16 protein-coding genes are annotated in these 20,226 nt (G+C 40.2%); 15 read left to right on the top strand and 1 reads right to left on the bottom strand.

The genetic code is table 11. The features are described 5' to 3' along the window. Positions 1 to 157: 157 nt before the first annotated feature. The gene (locus tag IE222_RS16850; RefSeq protein ID WP_191274759.1) at positions 158 to 1,030 is read right to left on the bottom strand and encodes an AraC family transcriptional regulator; all 873 of its coding nucleotides are present in this window, start codon (positions 1,028 to 1,030) and stop codon (positions 158 to 160) included. Positions 1,031 to 1,339: 309 nt separating this feature from the next. Between IE222_RS16850 and IE222_RS16845 the strand changes: the two genes are divergently transcribed. From IE222_RS16845 to IE222_RS16775, 15 genes are all read left to right on the top strand, one after another. Further along, positions 1,340 to 3,793, top strand: a complete 2,454-nt coding sequence (locus IE222_RS16845; RefSeq protein ID WP_191274757.1) for a glycoside hydrolase family 38 N-terminal domain-containing protein — start codon at positions 1,340 to 1,342, stop codon at positions 3,791 to 3,793. A gap of 211 nt (positions 3,794 to 4,004) precedes the next feature. Next, positions 4,005 to 5,330 (top strand): glycoside hydrolase family 125 protein, encoded by a 1,326-nt coding sequence (locus IE222_RS16840; protein ID WP_191274756.1) that lies wholly within the window; start codon positions 4,005 to 4,007, stop codon positions 5,328 to 5,330. 128 nt (positions 5,331 to 5,458) lie between these two features. After that, positions 5,459 to 6,262 (top strand): sugar phosphate isomerase/epimerase family protein, encoded by an 804-nt coding sequence (locus IE222_RS16835; RefSeq protein ID WP_191274755.1) that lies wholly within the window; start codon positions 5,459 to 5,461, stop codon positions 6,260 to 6,262. A 76-nt stretch (positions 6,263 to 6,338) separates the two neighbouring features. Then, positions 6,339 to 7,757: an alpha-L-fucosidase gene (locus IE222_RS16830; protein ID WP_191274754.1), complete on the top strand. Its 1,419-nt coding sequence runs from the start codon at positions 6,339 to 6,341 to the stop codon at positions 7,755 to 7,757. A 208-nt stretch (positions 7,758 to 7,965) separates the two neighbouring features. After that, positions 7,966 to 8,748: a helix-turn-helix domain-containing protein gene (locus IE222_RS16825; RefSeq protein ID WP_223282761.1), complete on the top strand. Its 783-nt coding sequence runs from the start codon at positions 7,966 to 7,968 to the stop codon at positions 8,746 to 8,748. Between the two features lie 86 nt (positions 8,749 to 8,834). Further along, positions 8,835 to 9,752: a phytanoyl-CoA dioxygenase family protein gene (locus IE222_RS16820; RefSeq protein ID WP_223282760.1), complete on the top strand. Its 918-nt coding sequence runs from the start codon at positions 8,835 to 8,837 to the stop codon at positions 9,750 to 9,752. Between the two features lie 65 nt (positions 9,753 to 9,817). Beyond that, entirely contained in the window at positions 9,818 to 10,726 is a 909-nt protein-coding gene (locus IE222_RS16815; protein WP_191274752.1) for a metallophosphoesterase family protein, read from the top strand. Between the two features lie 242 nt (positions 10,727 to 10,968). Next, entirely contained in the window at positions 10,969 to 11,331 is a 363-nt protein-coding gene (locus IE222_RS16810; protein WP_191274751.1) for a DUF3147 family protein, read from the top strand. A 16-nt stretch (positions 11,332 to 11,347) separates the two neighbouring features. After that, complete coding sequence (locus IE222_RS16805; protein WP_191274750.1) at positions 11,348 to 11,770, top strand: DUF3147 family protein; 423 nt, start codon at positions 11,348 to 11,350, stop codon at positions 11,768 to 11,770. Positions 11,771 to 12,063: 293 nt separating this feature from the next. Then, positions 12,064 to 12,534: a DMP19 family protein gene (locus tag IE222_RS16800; protein ID WP_191274749.1), complete on the top strand. Its 471-nt coding sequence runs from the start codon at positions 12,064 to 12,066 to the stop codon at positions 12,532 to 12,534. A 343-nt stretch (positions 12,535 to 12,877) separates the two neighbouring features. Next, the gene (locus IE222_RS16795) at positions 12,878 to 15,052 is read left to right on the top strand and encodes a hypothetical protein (protein ID WP_191274747.1); all 2,175 of its coding nucleotides are present in this window, start codon (positions 12,878 to 12,880) and stop codon (positions 15,050 to 15,052) included. Beyond that, positions 15,030 to 16,919, top strand: coding sequence for a hypothetical protein (locus IE222_RS16790; RefSeq protein WP_191274745.1), 1,890 nt, complete (start codon positions 15,030 to 15,032; stop codon positions 16,917 to 16,919). The genes IE222_RS16795 and IE222_RS16790 overlap by 23 nt, the downstream gene beginning before the upstream one ends. Continuing rightward, entirely contained in the window at positions 16,906 to 17,676 is a 771-nt protein-coding gene (locus IE222_RS16785; protein ID WP_191274743.1) for a hypothetical protein, read from the top strand. Before IE222_RS16790 ends, IE222_RS16785 begins: the two co-directional genes overlap by 14 nt. Positions 17,677 to 17,948: 272 nt before the next feature. Then, positions 17,949 to 18,953, top strand: coding sequence for a DnaD domain-containing protein (locus IE222_RS16780; RefSeq protein ID WP_440590015.1), 1,005 nt, complete (start codon positions 17,949 to 17,951; stop codon positions 18,951 to 18,953). Further along, complete coding sequence (locus IE222_RS16775; RefSeq protein ID WP_191274741.1) at positions 18,950 to 20,209, top strand: replicative DNA helicase; 1,260 nt, start codon at positions 18,950 to 18,952, stop codon at positions 20,207 to 20,209. Before IE222_RS16780 ends, IE222_RS16775 begins: the two co-directional genes overlap by 4 nt. Positions 20,210 to 20,226 lie beyond the last annotated feature (17 nt).

The following is a 20,226-nucleotide window of genomic DNA, read 5'->3' as shown; positions in this document are numbered from 1 at the left end:
GTGGAAAAGCATATGAAGTGCACATAGATGGTGTCAATTTATAAACGAATAATGAAGAAGAGTAAATTGCGCATGCATTTACTCTTCTTTTTTATTCATTGGGGATTGTTCAATATTGAAAAGTAGACTGAGATCCGGCAAACTAAACTGAATTTAATCACTTCTCCCGGCAATGGTTGTTACGAAATAATCCAGGAGGGGACCCCGTTTCCATGCTAAATACTCTAGTAAAATAATGAATGCTTCCAAAACCGGTTTTTTCAGCAATCACTTTAAGTGGGAGATTGGTAGTTTTTAATAAATTTTGGGCACTTTTAACTCTTTCTTTTCGAAGGAATGACACAAAGCTTTCATGATCGTCTTCAGAAAACAAACGAGAAAGGTGCCGTGATGAAACATTAAGATAACTAGCCAGCATTTCTAATGTAATTTGTTTCTCCAGGTTATCAATAATAAACTGTTTTGCCCGGGACACAATAGGATTTGACTTCATGATATTCGGTCGATCTACATCTTTTCGACCTAAAAATACATTTATAAAAGAAAGAACTAAGGCATGAGCAATAGAAGGTAATACATCTGACGGAATAGTCCATTGTTTATTTTCAGGAATAAGAAGAGATTTCCACAATGATACGGTAGGAGAACTCTCACAATTATAAACAATGGTAGATCCCTGTTGTACCAATTTCAAAAAATAATCGATGTATTCGGTTGTTGAGTTTTCCTGATCCAGCTCAAAGCAAATCCACAATAAATACAACCCTTCATCACTTTTAATTTGATGTGTAATCATGGGCTTAGAGCAGAAAAGCGTCCCTTTTTGAAGGGAATATAAACGACCATCATCCAAGTATGTCCCTTCACCTCCCATAACGTAACAAATTTCATAGAAAGAGTGTCGATGAACCGGATTGTAGGTTAAGTGCGTTTCCATCCCCCAATGTAGAACCTTAAATGATACTTCTTGATTTCTCAATAAACCAGCATATTGATTTAAACGAGTTTCACTCTCATGAATGTTATACATAAAATCTACCTTTCATAAACGGTGGCGTAATAAGACAAAGGTATGTCTTGTTTAGCCAAAGATTATCACTAGCTATATTTATTATAATAACAGCAGTAACACTAAGAAACTATTTTTTTAAAAAGAGGATGGTATATGGGAATCCAAACTATATGGGCAAAAATTCACAAAGCTAAAGGTTGAACTTCATCAAAAATTGTTTCATCTAAATGGTTGGGAGAGGAAAAGTTTTGTATTTTCATCCCAAAGTGAAATCGAAACATACTTCAAGCTTTTTCAATAACATAAATACTGACGGAGGTTGTACATATGAATAAACTGAACCGAAAATGGCGCATATTTGTGATTCATCATTCACATACAGATATTGGGTATACAGAAAGGCAAGAGAGAATTGAGCAATACCATGTTGATTTTATCCGCCAAGCGCTGAATATTTCTAAAGAGATACGAATGGGAAAACGCAATGAGTGGAAAGGGTTTAAATGGACGTGTGAGACATTTTGGGCGGTCGAGCAATTTTTAAAAGAAGCGACTGAAGAAGAGAAGCATGATTTTGCAGAGGCTATTCGCCATGGAGACATTGCATTATCCGGCACCTATCTTAATATGACAGAGCTAGCTGATGAAGATTTGCTTCGTACAATTCATTCCAAGGCAGTACAATACGGACAGTCTATCGGTTCACCGGTTGACGCTGCGATGACAGCTGACATTAACGGTTACAGCTGGGGTTATGCGAAAAGCTTGGTGAATGCGGGGATCAGATATTTATTCTCATGTATTCACACACACCACGGCATGTTTCCGCTCGGCCGCAAGCAGATTCCGTTCTGGTGGGAGACGTCTGAAGGTGACAGGCTTCTTGTATGGAATGGGGAGCATTACATGTTCGGGAACGAGCTTGGGCTTTGTCCTGACGGTGTCGGCAGCTACATGATTCGAGATGAATTCCATACACCTGCAATCGTAGATAACCATAACGAAATAATGTCAACTAGAATGGAACGTTATTTAAGCAAGCTGGAAGAGGAGCAATATCCTTTTGATTTTGTTCCAGTGATGGTGTCAGGTTTGGCGACTGATAATGGGTCTCCGAATGGGGACATCATGAAGGTGATCCATTCATGGAATGCGGAACATGGAGATAAAGTAGAAATCCAGATGTCGTCGTTAAGTGAATTTTTCCAGCATCTGGAGCAGCAGAATTCCGAAATTCCGGTATATCGCGGCGATTGGCCAGACTGGTGGTCAGACGGGGTATGCTCGACACCCATGCAAACACAAATTTACAGAGATGCGCAACGGACCTTGCGCAAAATTAAACGATTGGATCCGCAGCAGCAGTTTATCAGTTTAAGCGAGCTGGATGAAATCGAACATCAACTTGTAATGTATGCTGAACATACATGGGGATATCATGCGTCCATTCATTCTCCTTGGGATTGGAACGTGCAAATGCTTGAAGTACGTAAGCTTGCCTACGCTGCCAATGCAAGCCGATTGGCGCATCATGCGTTGGACAAACTGAGCAATGTCAAGGGTGGGTCACTTCTGCATCCCGGCCGAGCTTTCCGTTATCAGGTTATCAATACAGAACCTAGTGTTTCCAAGCAATTAGTTGAATTAAAATGGGACGGTTTTGAACATGAGAATTTTAAAAATGGACTGGAGGTCATTGAGGAACAAAGTGGTCAAGCGGTACCGCATCAAATGGGTAATCAGTGTGTTACCGTCGAGGTAGAGCTTGAGCCAGAGGAGCAGAAACACTATTTGATCCGGCCGACAAAAGTATCGAAAGCTAGAACAACGAGCAACTTGAAACTGGTAGGTGCTGATACGATCTATGACATTCAGGATATGTATCCTTCCAGTAGTGAGAAAGAATTAATTACAATTTCAGAGCATTCAGCCGAATCTCCTTTTGTAAAAATTAACTGGACTGAAGAAGGAATTGTCTCATGGATTAATAAGGAAACAGGAGAAGAATTAATTCATCAGCATCGCAAGCACGGTGCCTTCACCCCTGTATATGAATTGACACCTGCCGTTGATCCGAAGAATCCAAGCAGTATTTTCACTGCGCGCAGTACAATGGGGCGCAATCGTAAAGGGCTAAACGTGAAGCGGTCCGTCGGGCGATTAAAGAAGACAAAGGCCGTCTCCAGCGGTCCGTTATATGGGGTCGTTGAGCTTCAATTTGAAGTAAGTGGAATGAGTTACTATTCACTGTTCCTTAAGCTTTACACCAACAGCAGCAGAGTGGATGTAGCTGTTCGCCTCCACAAAGACAGCGTATGGGAACCAGAAAATGTATATATCTCATTACCGTTCACATCTGGTGCGAAGGATAATGAGACATTATGGCTGGATAAAGCAGGAGCGCCTGTCCGCCCTTGGGTCGATCAACTCCCTGGAACGTTACTTGATTATTATTGCATTCAAGAGGGCTTGGCTTTGGTAGGGGAAAACCATTCCCTTATGATTGCGACGCCAGATACTCCACTTGTACAATTAGGATCCCTTGAACATGGGAAAAGACTGCTCCATACGCAGCAGGGTGAAGAACATGAATGCCAGCTGTATGCCTGGGTAATGAGCAACTACTGGGAAACGAACTTTAAAGCGACTTTAGGCGGGTTTTACGAATTCCGCTATTTCATTGAATGGAGCAAGGACCATGCTTCAGCAGAGCGAGCGATTGGACATTGTAAAGCCATTAGCTCCGGATTTACCGTTTGGCGTATGAAGTCCGATTCATAATTTTATATAAAGCAGTCATTAACAGGATTAAAGGGTGGAAGCGAAGAATATTCTGCTCTTTAATCCATGTTAATTTTGTTATTTATGTTTTATATTCATTGCACCCTATATACAGGCGGACAATATTTTTAGTAAAATACGAGTAGTGATTTTACTAAACTAGTAGCGTCATTGATGAATACATAAGATGTGGAAGGAGAACCAAAAAATTATGCAACAACATAAATTACCTCAAATTAATATGCAGGAGCTGGAATTGCCGCACGTCATTTCTCGTGTAATAGAGGAGACAGATGCACGGCTTAGCCACCGTCCTAAATTGCAAAAGCTGTTCCGTAACTGCTTCCCGAATACATTGGAGACGACGACGAAGTTACTGGATGATGGTAGGACCTTCATCATAACGGGGGATATTCCGGCTATGTGGCTTCGGGACTCTGTTGAGCAGGTGGAGCAATACATACCGTTTTTAAAAGAAGATAAGGATTTACAGCGCATCATCAGCGGGCTAGTGAAACGCCAGATGATGTACATAAACATCGATCCTTATGCCAATGCATTTAATGAAACAGCAAATGACTGGCATTGGGACAGCAATGACGAGACGGAGATGTCCCCTTGGGTGTGGGAGAGGAAATTTGAGCTGGACTCACTGTGTTTTCCGATAAGACTTGCCTATCTTTACTGGAAAGAGACTGGGTTAAGCGATATTTTTGACAGCAGCTTCAAAACAGCAATGCGCAAAATCGTCGACCTATGGAAGACAGAGCAGCGCCACTTTGAACAGTCACCATACCGTTTCATGCGATACAACTGCCCGGACATCGATACACTTCGAAACAACGGCTTAGGAATGCCGGTCAATTACACGGGGATGATTTGGTCAGGTTTCCGACCAAGTGATGACGCTTGTGATTTCCATTACAATATCCCTTCCAACATGTTCGCCGTCGTAGCGCTGCGTCAGATGGGCGAGATTGCCCGTTACGTCTTTCGTGATATGGCGTTCGTCAAAGAGGCTGCTGCGCTGGAGAACGATATTCAGCATGGCATTGAATTGTATGGCATCTATCATCATCCGACCTTTGGTAAAATTTATGCCTATGAGACAGATGGCTTTGGCAATCAGTGCTTGATGGATGATGCGGGTACACCGGGTCTGCTGTCGATTCCGTATCTTGAATACACGGATGTGAATAATGAAATTTACCAAAATACGCGTCGATTCATTTTAAGTAAGGAAAATCCGTACTACTACGAAGGGAAAGTGGCAAAAGGTATTGGTAGCCCGCATACACCGCCGAATTATGTATGGCATATGGCTTTGTCCATGCAAGGTTTGACAGCCGACAATGATACGGAAATGCTGGAGATGATTGCCGTGCTGGAATCGACTGATGCGGACACAGGATTTATGCACGAAGGCTTCCATGCGGATGATCCTTCTAAGTTCACACGTCCTTGGTTCGCCTGGTCAAATAGTCTCTTTTCCCAATTAGTACTGAAGGCGCTTGATAAGGGGTTACTGGATAGCTGATTTAACAGGTGAAAGTTCCGTTTCCCGCGTATTTCGGCAAATATCCATCTCCTGTCTTTCGTTCGCCAATTGTTACACTATAAAATGCAATTATAGATTTTTAGGTAGAGATGGGAAGGGGGATAAAGATGAACATTAAATATTTTAAAGCTCTTTGGGGAATGACGGGCACACTTGAAGAGCAATTTTCTGACATTGCAAAAGCAGGTTACGATGGGATAGAAGCACTTCTTCCAAGTAAGGAAGAAGAGAGTCAGTTTAAAGAGCTGCTTGAGAAACACCAATTCGATTACATCGCGCAAATACATACTTATGGTGATCACATTGAATCCTTTACAGAACTAACAAATCGTGCGAAAGAGTTTAATCCTTTATTAATTAATTCACACAGCGCAAAGGACTCTATGACTTTTGATGAACAGCTGAACTTTTTTGAGAAGGCACTTATTATTGAGAAACAGACTGGGGTGCCAATTGCCCACGAAACCCATCGTGGCAGAGCGATGTTTACACCATGGCATACTGCAAGTTTACTAAATATATTTGAAGACTTGAAAATAACGGCCGATTTTAGTCATTGGTGCTGTGTTTGTGAATCATTGCTTCAGGACCAAGTTGAAAATCTATCAATCGCAATCGAGCGAACTATTCATATTCATGGTCGTGTAGGGCATGCGGAGGGACCGCAGGTTTCTGATCCAAGTGCACCGGAATATGAAAGAGAATTAAAAGTACATGAATCATGGTGGAATCAAATTATTAAACAAAAAGCAGATCAAGGTGCCAAATATCTTACGTTTTGTCCGGAATTTGGACCACCGGGATATATGCAGACATTGCCATTCACCGGACAGCCTGTAGCTGATTTATGGAAAGTTTGTAATTGGATGACTAACCGAATGAAAGCAAATTATCGACCAGATAACGACTGAATAGTTGGAATGGCTGAGACAAAAACTTGCTGTGTAGGTCTAGATAGAAAATCAAGACAAATGAGGAGATGCTGTTATGAATAATCGGATTCAATATGCAGCGAAGATTCAACCTTCAGAGCGCCAACTTGCTTTACAGGAATTGGAGTTTTACGCTTTTGTCCATTTTACGGTGAATACATACACGGACGAAGAATGGGGAAGCGGAGAGGAAAGTCCGGCGATATTTAATCCCATCGAATTCAATGCAGAGCAATGGGTAAATGCCTGTCTCGATGCCGGTATGAAAGGACTTATTTTGACATGTAAGCATCATGACGGATTTTGCTTATGGCCAAGCCAATATACGGAGCATTCGGTGAAAAATAGTCCATGGAAAAATGGTAAAGGCGATATGGTAAAAGAAGTTGCTGAAGCGTGCCGCAAAGCCAATTTGAAATTCGGTGTTTATTTATCGCCATGGGATCGGCATGAACAAACGTATGGTGATTCTCCTGCATATAACGATTACTTCAAAAATCAACTCAGAGAGCTGTTGACCCATTATGGTGATATCTTTTGCGTTTGGTTTGACGGTGCTTGTGGTGAAGGGCCGAACGGTAAACGCCAGGAATACGATTGGGATGCCTATTATGCTTTAATTCGGGAATTACAGCCAAACGCGGTAATTTCCGTTTGCGGTCCGGACATTCGATGGTGTGGAAATGAAGCAGGCCACTGCCGGCAATCAGAATGGAGTGTTGTGCCGGCATCACTTGCGGACAATGAAAAAATCCAGGAAAAATCCCAGCAATCAGATGACATCGAATTTTCCAAGCGCTACTCCTCGGAGGACGAAGACTTGGGTAGTCGTAAAATTATCGAGCACGAGAGTGACCTGGTTTGGTATCCGGCAGAAGTAAATACGTCAATCCGTCAAGGTTGGTTTTATCATGCTGCCGAAGATGATAAGGTGAAGTCGCTGGAAGAACTACTGCATGTTTATTATGGATCGGTTGGGGGGAATGCGTCATTTCTGCTCAATATTCCACCTGATCGCCGTGGGTTATTTCACGAAAACGACGTACAGCGCTTACGTGAGCTAGGCAGCACGCTTCGACATACTTTTAGCAACAATTTGGCCAAGAACAAAACGGCAGAAGCTTCTGAGACGAAAAACGGGTATGACACGGCCAACATAATGGATGGGAATCAAGACACGTTTTGGGCCCCGGAGGAAGGCACGGAAAGAGCGACCATCGAAGTGGATTTACAGGAGGAAAAGGCATTTGACCATATCATGTTGAGTGAACACCGGATGGGTCAAAGGGTCGAAAGCTTCGAGCTCGAATATAAGGATGGAGATGAATGGAAACTGCTTTTCAAAGGGACGGTTATAGGACGTAAGCGGATATGCCGTTTCGATGTCATAAAATCTCGATTCATTCGGTTCGCGATAAAAGAGTCTAGATGGTGGCCAAATATTTCTAGTTTAGAAGTTTATTATAGTAAATAAGCAGTAAATGAATTACGGTTGTCCATGGTAAAGGTGTAACAAAGGGCTGGTCCTCTACAGGTCAGCCCGTTTCGAATTTCATCTAAATGTTGGATGGGTGACAGTACAGCACACCATGAGGAACATACTAGCAGAAATTCTAGGTTTGTTTATGTACCTTGCATATCTATTAATACTGTAGCCGATATAATTATAAACTGAGGTGCTAATGGTGAATTTTCAAACGAGCAGTGCAATAGCAAATCACGAGCCTGGCTGGAGCATTGAACATAAGCATAATTCCTTTGAGATTTCAGCTGTTTTTGAAGGCAAAGGAATGTTTTATACGGAAAATCTTTCAAAAGAGATACAAGAGGGAAGCATTGTCCTAATCCAAAAGAATATCCACCATTGTTATAAAGCAATCACACCTATTCGGTTCGGTGTCTTAATGATTAACCAATTGCCTCAAGGAACGGCACAATTCTTTGAACAATTAATGATAACAAATCAAACTAAAATTATTACTCTTTCATCCTATGAACTTTACTGGTATATGTCGCTATTTAAAAATTGGTTAAGAACGATTTCGCAGCCTTTATTAAAAGAAAAAGATCTTCTTATAAAAAACTGGCTGGATATCCTACTCTTACATCTATTGCAGCATGCTCACACTGAAGGAAAAGTTATCTCGGTTTCACAAGCAGCTGACTATATACGCAATCATCTTAACCAAAAAATAGTTATAAATGATCTTGCTGAAAGGACTGGGTTATCCGAGTCAACCTTTAGAAGGTATTTTAAAGAAGAATATGGTGTATCACCGAAACAATTCCAGCAGGAATATCGAATGGCTGAAGCGAAATGGCTGATTCGAACCTCTGACAAATCGCTTCAAGAAATTGGCGAAGAGGTTGGTTTTCTCTCGTTGCACTCTTTTTCATCTTGGTTTAAGAAAAGTGAAAATATCAACCCTTCTGAATGGAAAAAATTACAGCAAACCGGTATATAAATCCATTTGACGTTTTTGATTAAATTTTTAACGGCTTTTCCTAAATACATTTATCATCCGGCCTTCTAAAATAAGAGTGAAAAGTGATGAAGGGAAGGATTGATAAAATGAAGGTTCAAATGGGAAAACATGAGTTAGAGATGAATAATGATTATTTAGTAGAATTACGCAGTTCAAATGACATTCTTGATAACACTGAAGCATTAAGAGAACGGTTAAAACAAGATGGATACTTGCTTATCCGCGATTTTCATGATCGTAAGAAGGTTTTGGAAGCCCGCCATAACATACTTGTGAAATTACAAGAAATGGGGAGATTAGATTCTTCTGCCCCGCTTGAAGACGGTGTCATCGGCCCAGAAGGACAAGGTGCAGCCTTCATGGGATTTTCCACAAAGTTGAGAAAGGAATTACCGGATGTTGTTGAGTTAAGTGAAAGTGATAGAGTAATGAGCTTCTTTAATCGATTACTTGGAGGCGAGTCTCTTACTTATGATTATAAATGGCCGCGTGCAGTCGCAAAGGGAGGAAATACAGGGGCACACTATGACACGGTCTATATGGGGCGAGGTACAGACAATCTATATACCGTTTGGACCCCATTAGGAGATGTTCCTTTGGAGCAAGGCCCACTTGTTGTTTGCCTAGGTTCACAGCATTTTGAAAATGTAAAAAAAACATATGGGAAGATGGATGTGGACCGCGATAATGTTGAACATGGATGGTTATCAGATAATCCTTATGAAATCGTTGAAAAATTTGGCGGAAAATGGGCAACCAGTTCCTTTAAAGCAGGGGACGCCATTATATTTGGGATGTATTTCTTGCATGGCTCACTTAATAACATGACCAACCGCTATCGATTGAGCATGGATACCCGTTATCAATTGAAAAGTGAACCTGTCGATGAAAGATGGTTTGGAAAGGACGCCAAAGGGCACTATGCCTGGGGGAAAGGAAAGGTTAAAACGATAACAGAAGCAAGGAGAGAGTGGGGAATATAAGTCCTCACGACATTGTTGGCGGCTTCACCTTATGATTTAAAATTATTGGATAAGGCGGTAATAAATTGAAGAGGCAGTTGAAGTTTCGTGATGATGATTCGTTTGTAATTGTGCAATTCTCTGATATTGAAATGATTGATGCAGAAGATTGGGACCCGGACACTCCCAAATTTGACCAAGAGACGAAAGAAACGATGGAGAAGATTATAAAGGCTGAACATCCGGACTTCATTGTATTTGCCGGCGATCTGATTGCAAGTGCAAGAGCAAAAGACCCGTTGCAGTCTTTTCGGAAAGCGGTAGCTGCTGCAGAAGAAAATCAGATTCCTTGGGCCGCCGTTTTCGGAAATCATGATTCGGAGGGCAGTGTAACGAGAAAGGAAATGCATGAGGAACAATTAAAACATGAATATTGCGTTGCAGAAGAGGATCCCTTGAATATTAGTGGAGCCGGAAATTTTATCTTGAAAGTGAAGGATAAACAAGACAATATTGGAGCGGTTCTTTACTTTTTGGATAGTGGTGTTGATGGAGTAAATAAAAATCAGGTTGACTGGTATAGGTCAAATTCCCATGAAATCACGACTCAAAATGGCGGGCAGCCAATTCCTTCCCTAGCATTTTTTCATATCCCGCTTCCCGAATATAATGATGCATGGAATTCTCAAATGTGCAGTGGGAATAAATATGAAATGATTAGTCGTCCTAGTATTAACACAGGCTTGTTCACTGCAATGTCTGAAATGGGCGATGTGATGGGCACATTTGTTGGACATGATCATGCAAATGATTTTTGTGCGGTCTATAAAGGGATTCATCTTTGTTACGGTCGATCTACAAGATATATTAGTTATATCGATGGTAAACGGGATGATCACTTTCCTACGGGAGCAAGGGTCATTAAATTGAAGTCAGGAATCCGGCAATTTGAGACCTGGATTCGTCAAAATGACGGTTCCGTCATTACTAGTTAAAAGTTCTGTAGATAAAAAGAATATTAGGGTCAGTCCCCAGCGCACGAAAGTTTTAATGCACTGAGGGACTGACCCTTTTTTCGTATATTTTGATAACGCTTTAAAAATGTTACCTAAATGTTCACACGAGCAGCGGGAAAAAAGGAGTACAATAAACATGTCATTAAAATATGTGAAAAATTTCACAAACATTAATTTGTTATGTCGTATTTGAACCAAAATAAAAGATAGAGGTGATAAGGATGGCGGACCTTTCAATTAGCGGATTACTAATACGATTTGTTTTAGGAGGATTGGCAGTCGTCGTTTGCACAGTCGTTGCAAGACGCTTAGGTGAAAAGGCGGGAGGCATATTTGCCGCTTTTCCTGCCGTATTTTTAGCGGCATTATTAACCGCTGGTCTTGATCTTAAGGGTGAGGATCTTATTTCTCAATCTATCGTTCTTTCAAAAGGAGCAATGATTGGAATGGGGATCAATATTCTGGTGGCCATTATGGCCGGCTTTCTATTAAAAAAACATGGATGGAAAAAAGGGCTTCTGGAGGCGTTAGGCTGCTGGTTTATTGTCTCAATGGTCGTAGTCGGCGTAACCACCTATTATTAAGAAAAGGGTGTTAGCAATGAAAAAGGATTTATTTATTCGTTTCTTACTGGGCGGGACTGCGGTCATGGCCAGCTATTTAATCATCGTGATCTCACCTTGGGAGATCCTCGGTGGAATATTCGCGGCATTTCCAGCAGTCATGATTACAGCCGTTTTAATGGCAGGAATATCTTCAGGAACAACGAATGCGGCAAAAATTGCGAACGGCTCCGTCTATGGAATGATTGGCGGCATTTTCTGTGCAGCAAGTGTTTGGATGTTCTTAACACTTACCCATAATTTGACAATCAGTATGGGTTTGGGACTGATTATTTGGTTATTTAGCTCCATCTTGGTTTCAAGTATTAAAGAGAGAATCAGTAAGGAAAAAATGATTAAAACGGACAATACGAAAAGCAAGGCGGCTTTTGCTAAATCACATTTAAGGAACGCACAATAAACTATAAATTTTGTGACTTTTTCGAGGAGTTTGCACGTAAAAAGTGGATTATAAAAAGGAGTATTTTCAATCAAAGCCGTCATGCGGTTGTAGAAGAAAGGTTCTTTTAGGGAAATATGTGCCAGGTACTGACCATCATTCTGGAAGGTGCATGGCACTTTTTTTGGACGTTCCTTTTAATTATCTAAAAGGGAAAAAATCATTGAATGTAGAATGATTAATGAGATAGATAATCCGTTCTCTTCTATAGAATTATAAAAGTTCTTTTACAGATCAACAGGGAGGAATATACCTTGAAGCATAAAATGAATAGAAATAATTTATTAACAAAAGATGATATTTGGAACGCTGTCATTAAGGTGATTTGTACGACTGATTTTCCAAAAGAAAATAAACTGGTACATGAAGCATACATCGTATTTCAATACCATTCTGAGCTAGAAAGCGGCGGCCATGAAAGTTTATTTAATTGGATGGCAGATTATATTAACGAAGCAGGAATTGCAAACTTCTTGACTGAGTTAAAGGATATTCTTGAGAAGATTGGTGCACATGAATATGCAGCAATTGAAAAAAGGTACCTAGAAAAAATATGGGGATTGTTCAAAGCCTTGGAAAATGACGAGACGAAGGAAGAAGAATTGTACCAAGTGATAGAAGCAGCGGACAATGAATATTACCAGTTAGATGGAAAATTAGCGGAATTACTTGAAGCTTATTTTGTTAGTATTTACACTGATTTGATTGAAGTGACTAATAATTAAACTAAAGGAAAATTTTCCTTTAAGGTGTCTGGCACCCTGTGAATTCTTCACATGGCGCCTGACATCTTTTTTCTTTTTCTCCCAACAAATGAAACCATCTAATAACCAAACGTGGGTTGTGGAGGTGGGTATTAGAAAAAAGTGTTGATACGAACATCACATGCATTAGATCGTTTGGTGTTTTAGCACCAACAGTCTTAAATAAAATTTGTACCCCTTTCTCTTATAAAAATAAATGAAAATTGCTAGTAATCCCCATCGCAAATTGAGTAAAATAAAAGATAAGAAATTTTAGAGATTCTTGTAAAAAATCGTCATATATTGTCACACGGGAGTGGAATCAATGCTTAATACAAATTATGCCTACTTAGTGGAAAGCCTTTATAATAAAATTAAAGTAATGTTAAGTGAGTACCGGGCTTTTGATCCAAAGGTAACGAATTCGGAAAAAGGAAAAGCCCTATTGGAAGGGTTGAAAAAGATCCATAACAAGCTGGCATTTATTGCACTAACGAATGACAAGCAGCTTTTAACCATCACAGGAGAACAGGGAAGCGGCAAAACAACTCTCGTTAATCGATTATATGAAATGGAACCGGGATATTTACCGGAGAACGACAGCCGCGGCGAGCAGCTGCCGGTTTTAATAACAGAGAAAAAAGGATTAATGCAGCCTGAGTGTTATGTAGTAAAGCTCGATATTCAGAACGGAACTTATACAATCGTCAAACAGAAAATCAGCAAAAAGGAGTTTTTTAACATCGCTTTAGAACCTTCGGGTGAAATATGGCTGGAGCTTGAGGTTCCGTACAAGCTGTTAAAAAGTGAAAATAAATCCATCATCCTTTTGCCTGGGTTTGAAAAGGACAAGGGGCACATATCACAGCAGCTGCTGGACCATATTCTCTATATGTCATCATCCAGTTTAGTCGTTTTCAGTAAGGATACATTTGCGCGGGAATCGAGTGCCAATGCAATTCGCAAGGTAAAAAGGGTATTTAAAGACGTAGAGCCGATTTATGTGCTATCTTTTGGTGATGTGAATCAGGAAGAAAACGAGACTATTAAACACCAAGTCATCGATGAATTCGACGTAGATCCCAAGCAGGTTATAGTAACAGGGGATCCCAATGATTACAAAGAGCCGTGGATGGAACTTCTTAAGGATTCCATCAACCAATTTGGCTACTTAACCGAAGAATTGGATGAGAAGAAGCAAGAGGTTTTATTAGGGATTACTGATGACATTTTAGAAGCAATGGAGGAATTAACAGAACGTTTGGACCACTATGAGGAAAGGACGTTAACCAAATCATTGGTAGAGGATTCTAAGGAACGGGGGCTTATTGCCCAGTTTCAAAAACTTTATGAAAAACATCTTACGGAAGTAAAGAACGATATCATGAGATCATTAAGTTATCGTAAGGAACCGGCAACGAGAAGTTTTAACCAATATGTTTCAGAGAATATTAATTTGAAAAGTAACATCAAAAAATTCTTTGTATCCTCTGACTTGGAGGAGTCCATTAAATTTGAACGAAAAATTGAAGAGGCCTGGGAGGACGCGAGCGGAATTTCTTCAACGGAAGATATAGCAGTTGTCCTTACCCACTCCATTGAATCGCTTGAGGAAAATGTGGAGCGAAGTGCAGAGAGGAAGAGAGCTCTATTCTCAGATAACCCCGCCAGTTTAGAATCGGGTCAAGAGGAAAAGAAGCATCTTCTAATCAATGCAGAGAATGAAAAACAAGAACTTAGTCCGACAGTCCAACAATCTTTTGATACGATTAATAAGTTTTTTAAAGCGGATCCGGAGAATGAATTAGTAACGCTGGATGAGGCTGAACTAAAAAGCCTAGTTCTGATTGGTTCCATGTTAGGGAGACAATCGTTTGTTGGCGCAGAAATCATTGAAGCCGCCGCCCAGATTGATTATAATCGGGAAGGAATTTTGGCAGAGAACCGTGAAAAATTAGAACAAAGCCTGTTAAAATCAAGGAACGAACTGGAAGCCCTGCAAAACAAATTAGATTTAACTTCCTCCAAAACGAAGGCGATTTTATCATCCATCCCAATCATTCTAGGCGTGGATGTCGCAATGGATGGGGATTTTGATTTATTGACAGGTGCAGCTGCTGCTTTAGCACAGGTAGGTATCACTGTATCACCGGGGGCACTGCTATCGGTTATTGGAATAGGACTCATTGGCGTAAAGGCGGTCGAAATGATCCATCGCCAGGCATTGCAGAATAATGAGCGGAAAATCAATATGGCCAATGCCGGCAGGAGAATAATCGATGAACTTCCGGAAATGCATGCGGACTCTTTCTGTCACGTTCTTCGAAATATTTATGAAAAAATGGAAGAGAGAATCAGAGAGCAGCATGAGTGGAAGCGGGCAGCGATAGGCTATGACCAAGACTTGATGAGGCTTCAATACCAAGCCAATAGTATATTAAAAACGAACAAGCAGTTAATTAAAGAGGTTATGAAGCATGAGCATCGATTTGCTTACTAAACTCGAGGAAGAAAAGGACCAATGGATATACAAAGCCATTGATCGTTTTGACGAAGGGTTTCTCCGATTTGACGGGCAAAAATTTAAAAAGGACGAAGTGTTGGTCGGCGTGTATGGGCCAACTCAAGTTGGCAAAACAACATTGATTTTAACCATGCTGGGAATCGGGGACGAGAAAATAGCTCACCTTTCCAAAGCATTACGCGGAAAACGTCAGAAGGGGAATTCTTCTACCATCACCAGCTTTATTTATAAAAGATCTGAGGATGAAAATTTTTATTTAATATTTCCGGATAAGACGCGGATTTGCTGCAGCAGCCTGGATGAACTGGAAACGGAAATATCAATGATCCGGCAGCAAATAGAGGAAGGGGAAGTCTCCTTCGACAAGCCCATTATATTGTGGATTGCCAGGCAGTATTTTACCAATAGACGTTTTGCTGAGAAAAGTAGATCCATTTCTATCATAGATTTACCTGGCGATGATACAAAGGAAAAAAAGGAAGAAAAGTATGTTAATCACATACTAACGACGTATATGCCTTATTGCAGTGTTTGTCTGGTTATGGAGATTTCATCAAAAGTCGTCAGGCTGTTTCAATTGGATCAGCCGACAGTAAGAGATTGGATGTACTATCCCCAAAACTTCAGACTCGTCATTACAAGGTGCCTTCAATCCACTTCTGTTAAAAATGCAATTGAATCGGGGGAAATTGCTACTTTAGAGGATTTCCGCGCCAATTATCTGCATCATGTAAATCGAAATGATATCGAGATTCCAAATCAAATTTATCCGCTGGAATGTGGTGACTCATGGCTGGAATTAAAGCAACGGAATAGTACTGTCTATCAAAAGGCAAAAGCTTGGATTGATCATCTGTTTATCGAACTATTAAATGACTTACTAAATGTAAAAACACCGGAAAATCAGATTATGCGGATAAAAAACATGCAGCACAGCATTTACAGGCAGAAAAGTGTTGATTTAGAACAGATCGATAAAGACATTGATCAGATAAAGGAAAGTTTAGAGGAAGCTGGGCAGAGTTATAGTAACCTAACTATGGCCTCACAGTACCTGCTTGAGGAATTAGGCCATTATGAAGAGTTGATAACGGATTTAGATAAAATTCAATTGGAAAAATTCAGGTGTAGGTTATACACAAAATTTGAATTTGATCCGAAAAAAGATCAAGTCGTGTTTAAGGATAGGAAAACGACCAGGCTGATAGAAAGTTTCAACGAGGTAGAATGGGAAATGGAGGAGTTTTATAAGAAGCAGCTTGGCGAGCGTGCAAGAAAGTTAAAACAAATTTTACGCGAAATCATTTCTTCAGCAAAATTTGATTTTCAGACCGAACCTCAAGTAAAGGCACTTTCATTGAATCACATTGGCGGGCTTGATCAATATTTAGTGTTTAAACATTTTGAAGAAGATTATAAGATTGTGTTAGATACGTTAAACGAAAATAACACCCTCGTTTACGAATATTATAATAACCAATTACGCCATTTTAAGCTTTTTGTGAAAGCAGAACTCATGAGGCTGTGTGGGGTTAAAGAGCAGCACAAGCGTATGACTTTAGAAAAAATAAAAGAAAAACAAGACCAAAAAATACAACAGGAAATGAGCCTTGCAAAATTGGAAGAAAAAAAAACAAGGGCTCAATGGGAATGGAATCACGATTTGGAACGGCCACGGATGTTAGATGAAATACTCAAGGAAGAATTTGTGAAGGCCGTCTCCGTATGGCAGGAGAAATTGTTCGCAAAACAGACGACGGATGTGGAACGATGGGTGTATCATCAATACTGCCAGATTATTTCAAAGCAAGCTGAAAGGATTATCGGAAATGAGTACTTCTAATACAATCGTGGATGAAAAATATAAAGAAGCGATTCAATCGTTAAAAAAAATTAATAACCTTTTATTTTATGATGAATTAAAGAATCTATTAAATGAACGTGAACAAACGATTGCTGAAATGAATGAGGAGGTATATAGATCTGTTGAAAAAATGCAAAAGTCGTTAAAGCGGGTCCCCATGCATATTAGCCAACAGCTACATGAAGAAATCATAACTCCCCAGACAGAATTGTTCGAAAGCGGCATGAAGCAGTTCAATGAGAATATCGTCATAATGGAAAAAAAGTTATCCTTATGGCATCAGCAATACCAAGAATATATTACAATGACGGAAATACTGCTGGCTGATTTAAAAGAACTCCAGCGGAACGATTATAAGTTTATCGATTTACAAACCGAAAAAGTGCTCGAGGAGATTCAATCATCACAAAAACAAATCCACGTTCTGCTAACTAAAGAGATGAACGAACAGGCTTCCATTACAAATCTTAAATATGAATCGCTAAGCGAAAGAGTAGCGGTGATTATTAATAACCTTTCCTCTGTTGAAGCTAATCTATTGGCTGAGACGGAGCAATGGAAAAAGCAGTTTTGGCAGAACCAAAGCGTACTTCAAGAAAAATGGGATGAAAAGTGGGAGCTGCATGTTGATGCCGCCGCAAAGAAAGAAGGGCTTATAAAAAAATGGCTCATCGCGTTAGCAGTGGGCCAGGGAGTCTCCATCCTATTATTTTTACTATTTTTGTTTCTGAAGTAAAAAAAACTTATAAGCAGTATTAAAAATTAAAAAAGTCCCGGCACGGACTTTTTTTCGTTTTATTTATCGAGTTGAAACAGAAACAGAAAAACTCTTATTATATGTGCCAGGCACCACCAATCAGAATTATTAAGCACTCACATTCATTTGTGAGTGTATTTTTTTTGTCATAAAATATTCACTTATTTTAAAAAAGCATACTGTCCATGGCCTTTCTAACCCTCTATATAAACTATGAAGTAATCTCTATAAAGAAAGGGCAGTGGTTGATGATGGCAAAATTTAGAATGGTACGTGTTGATTTTTGGAAGAATCCAATTGTTTCGGAAGAGATGACTCCTGAGGATAAGTATTTTTACCTTTATCTGCTGACGAATCCCAATACGACTCAAATCGGAATCTACCAAATTACAAAAAAACAAATGGCATTTGATTTAGGCTATTCGATTGAGAGCGTTCATTCGCTAATGGAACGGTTCACGAGGCACCATAATTTGATCCGCTACAATCCAGAAACAAGAGAACTCGCTATAAAAAACTGGGGGAAGGATAACCTGCATAAAGGCGGGAAACCGGTTATGGATTGTATCTATTCCGAATTAAAAGAGGTCGAGGATACATCGCTTATTCGTTATGTTTCGGAAGCTATACAAAAAGGTGAAATTCGCAGCTTATTTGAATCTTTTTGTGGACAAGAAGAAAGCCATCTTGAAAAGGATACGGGAGCACAAGTCGAAAAAACAACTCTTGATTCTGAATCTGAACCGTTTGACGAATCGTTCGCGTATCGTGATACGATGCGAGGGCAAAAAGAAGAAGAAAATAAAAAAGAAAAACAACAACAACAACAAAAAGCTTTTCATCCAAATGAAGAGAACAACTCATACATAGAGAACACCTTAGAGAGTAATCAAAAAACAGAAGATGTAAAAGAAATTGTTGAGTTGTGGGATTCCAATGGTTTCGGTTTTACGAATGTGAATGCGAAACAGCAGCTGTTAGCCTGGTTAGATGATTCTAGCTTTCTGCAGCCGAAAGAGGTGATTTTAAAGGCGATGAATATTGCCTGTGCCAATAACAAACGAAAGCTGAACTATATTGTTGGCATTCTGAAAAACTGGGAAAATGAATCTTTATCTACCGTAGATGAAATAGATTTGTATCTTAAGAACCAAAAGCCTGAACGTAAGTCTAAGAAATCAACAGAAGCGTATCCTAGCGGGAGATCGATTCCAGGTGGCTTTGAGTTTGATCTAACGGCAGGTGAAGAGGAATGAGTATAGCGGAGAAAGCGTTCTTAGGCAGCTTGATGAAAGCGGAATACTTACTCATGGATACCGTGATTCAACCGGAACAGCTAGAAAGCATTCGTCACAGAGAGTTAATGAGAAGGATGGTGGAGTTTAAGCAGGCTGGTAAGAATATTGATTTGATTACCTTGACCACCTTACCCGAACTCGAATCATTCGGGGGAATGTCATACTTATCGGAACTGTTATCGTATGCGGATGTGGAGAAATTTGATGGAATGGAGAAGCTCATTCTGGAGCAATGGAAGGAACGGGAAAAGAAAAACATCTTATCGCTTGCAGCTATGAATGATTGGGAGATTGCGAAGGTCATTTCCGAATTGGATAACATAAACCAATCGAAAATGGACGATCATACACCCTTACAACAAGCGTTGGCCGGGATCTATGAAGCCCCATGGGAAGAGCAGCCACAACTGAAAAGTGCGACAACGGGTATCCAGAAGCTTGATTTTGTGACGGGAGGCTTTAAGGGCGGAGAAGTAACGATTATCGCAGCAAGGCCATCGATGGGTAAAACCGATGTGATGCTTCATTTTGCAAAAATGTCTGGCTGGGCAGGGTTTCTGCCAATCGTCTTTTCCTTAGAAATGCCTGAAAAGCTCATTACCTCCCGATTAATGGCTTCGACAGGGGGATTTAACCGCGCAAAAATGCGGGATCCCAAAAGATTGCTAACTCAAAGTCAAAAGAATAAATGGTCGGATGTCATTGGTGATCTCAATGAAACCCATATGCAAATCTTTGATGGGGCTGGGCAAACAATCGCTGAAATGAGGGCGAAAACTAGAAAGCTGATACACCAATTTCCAAACAGGAAACCAATTGTTTTTATCGATTATTTAACATTGATTCAACCAAGTCAATCTTACGGAGGAAATGCCCATTTACAAGTAACGGAAATTTCCAAATCACTCAAAACAATGGCGAAGGAATTTGACTGCCCGGTTATTTGTTTGGCACAGCTTAATCGTTCGGTGGAATCAAGAAACAATAAACGGCCGATGATGTCAGATATTCGAGAATCCGGCAGTGTGGAACAGGATGCCGATGTCATTTTGTTCTTGTATCGGGAAGCTTATTATGACAAGGACTCTAAGGATTCTACACTTGAAATTATTGTTTCGAAAAACCGCAATGGTCCGGTTGGAACAATCGAGGTGGATTTCAACAAACATACCGGCAGGATTGAGGACAAAAAGGGAACAATTGTTAGCCTTTGATCGCCTCTCATTCGCCT

The sequence above is a fragment of the Neobacillus kokaensis genome (genome assembly GCF_014656545.1).
GTDB lineage: Bacteria > Bacillota > Bacilli > Bacillales > Cytobacillaceae > Neobacillus > Neobacillus kokaensis.
The sequence above is the reverse complement of the archived record's forward strand: the minus strand, read 5'-3'. Positions and strand labels throughout refer to the sequence as shown.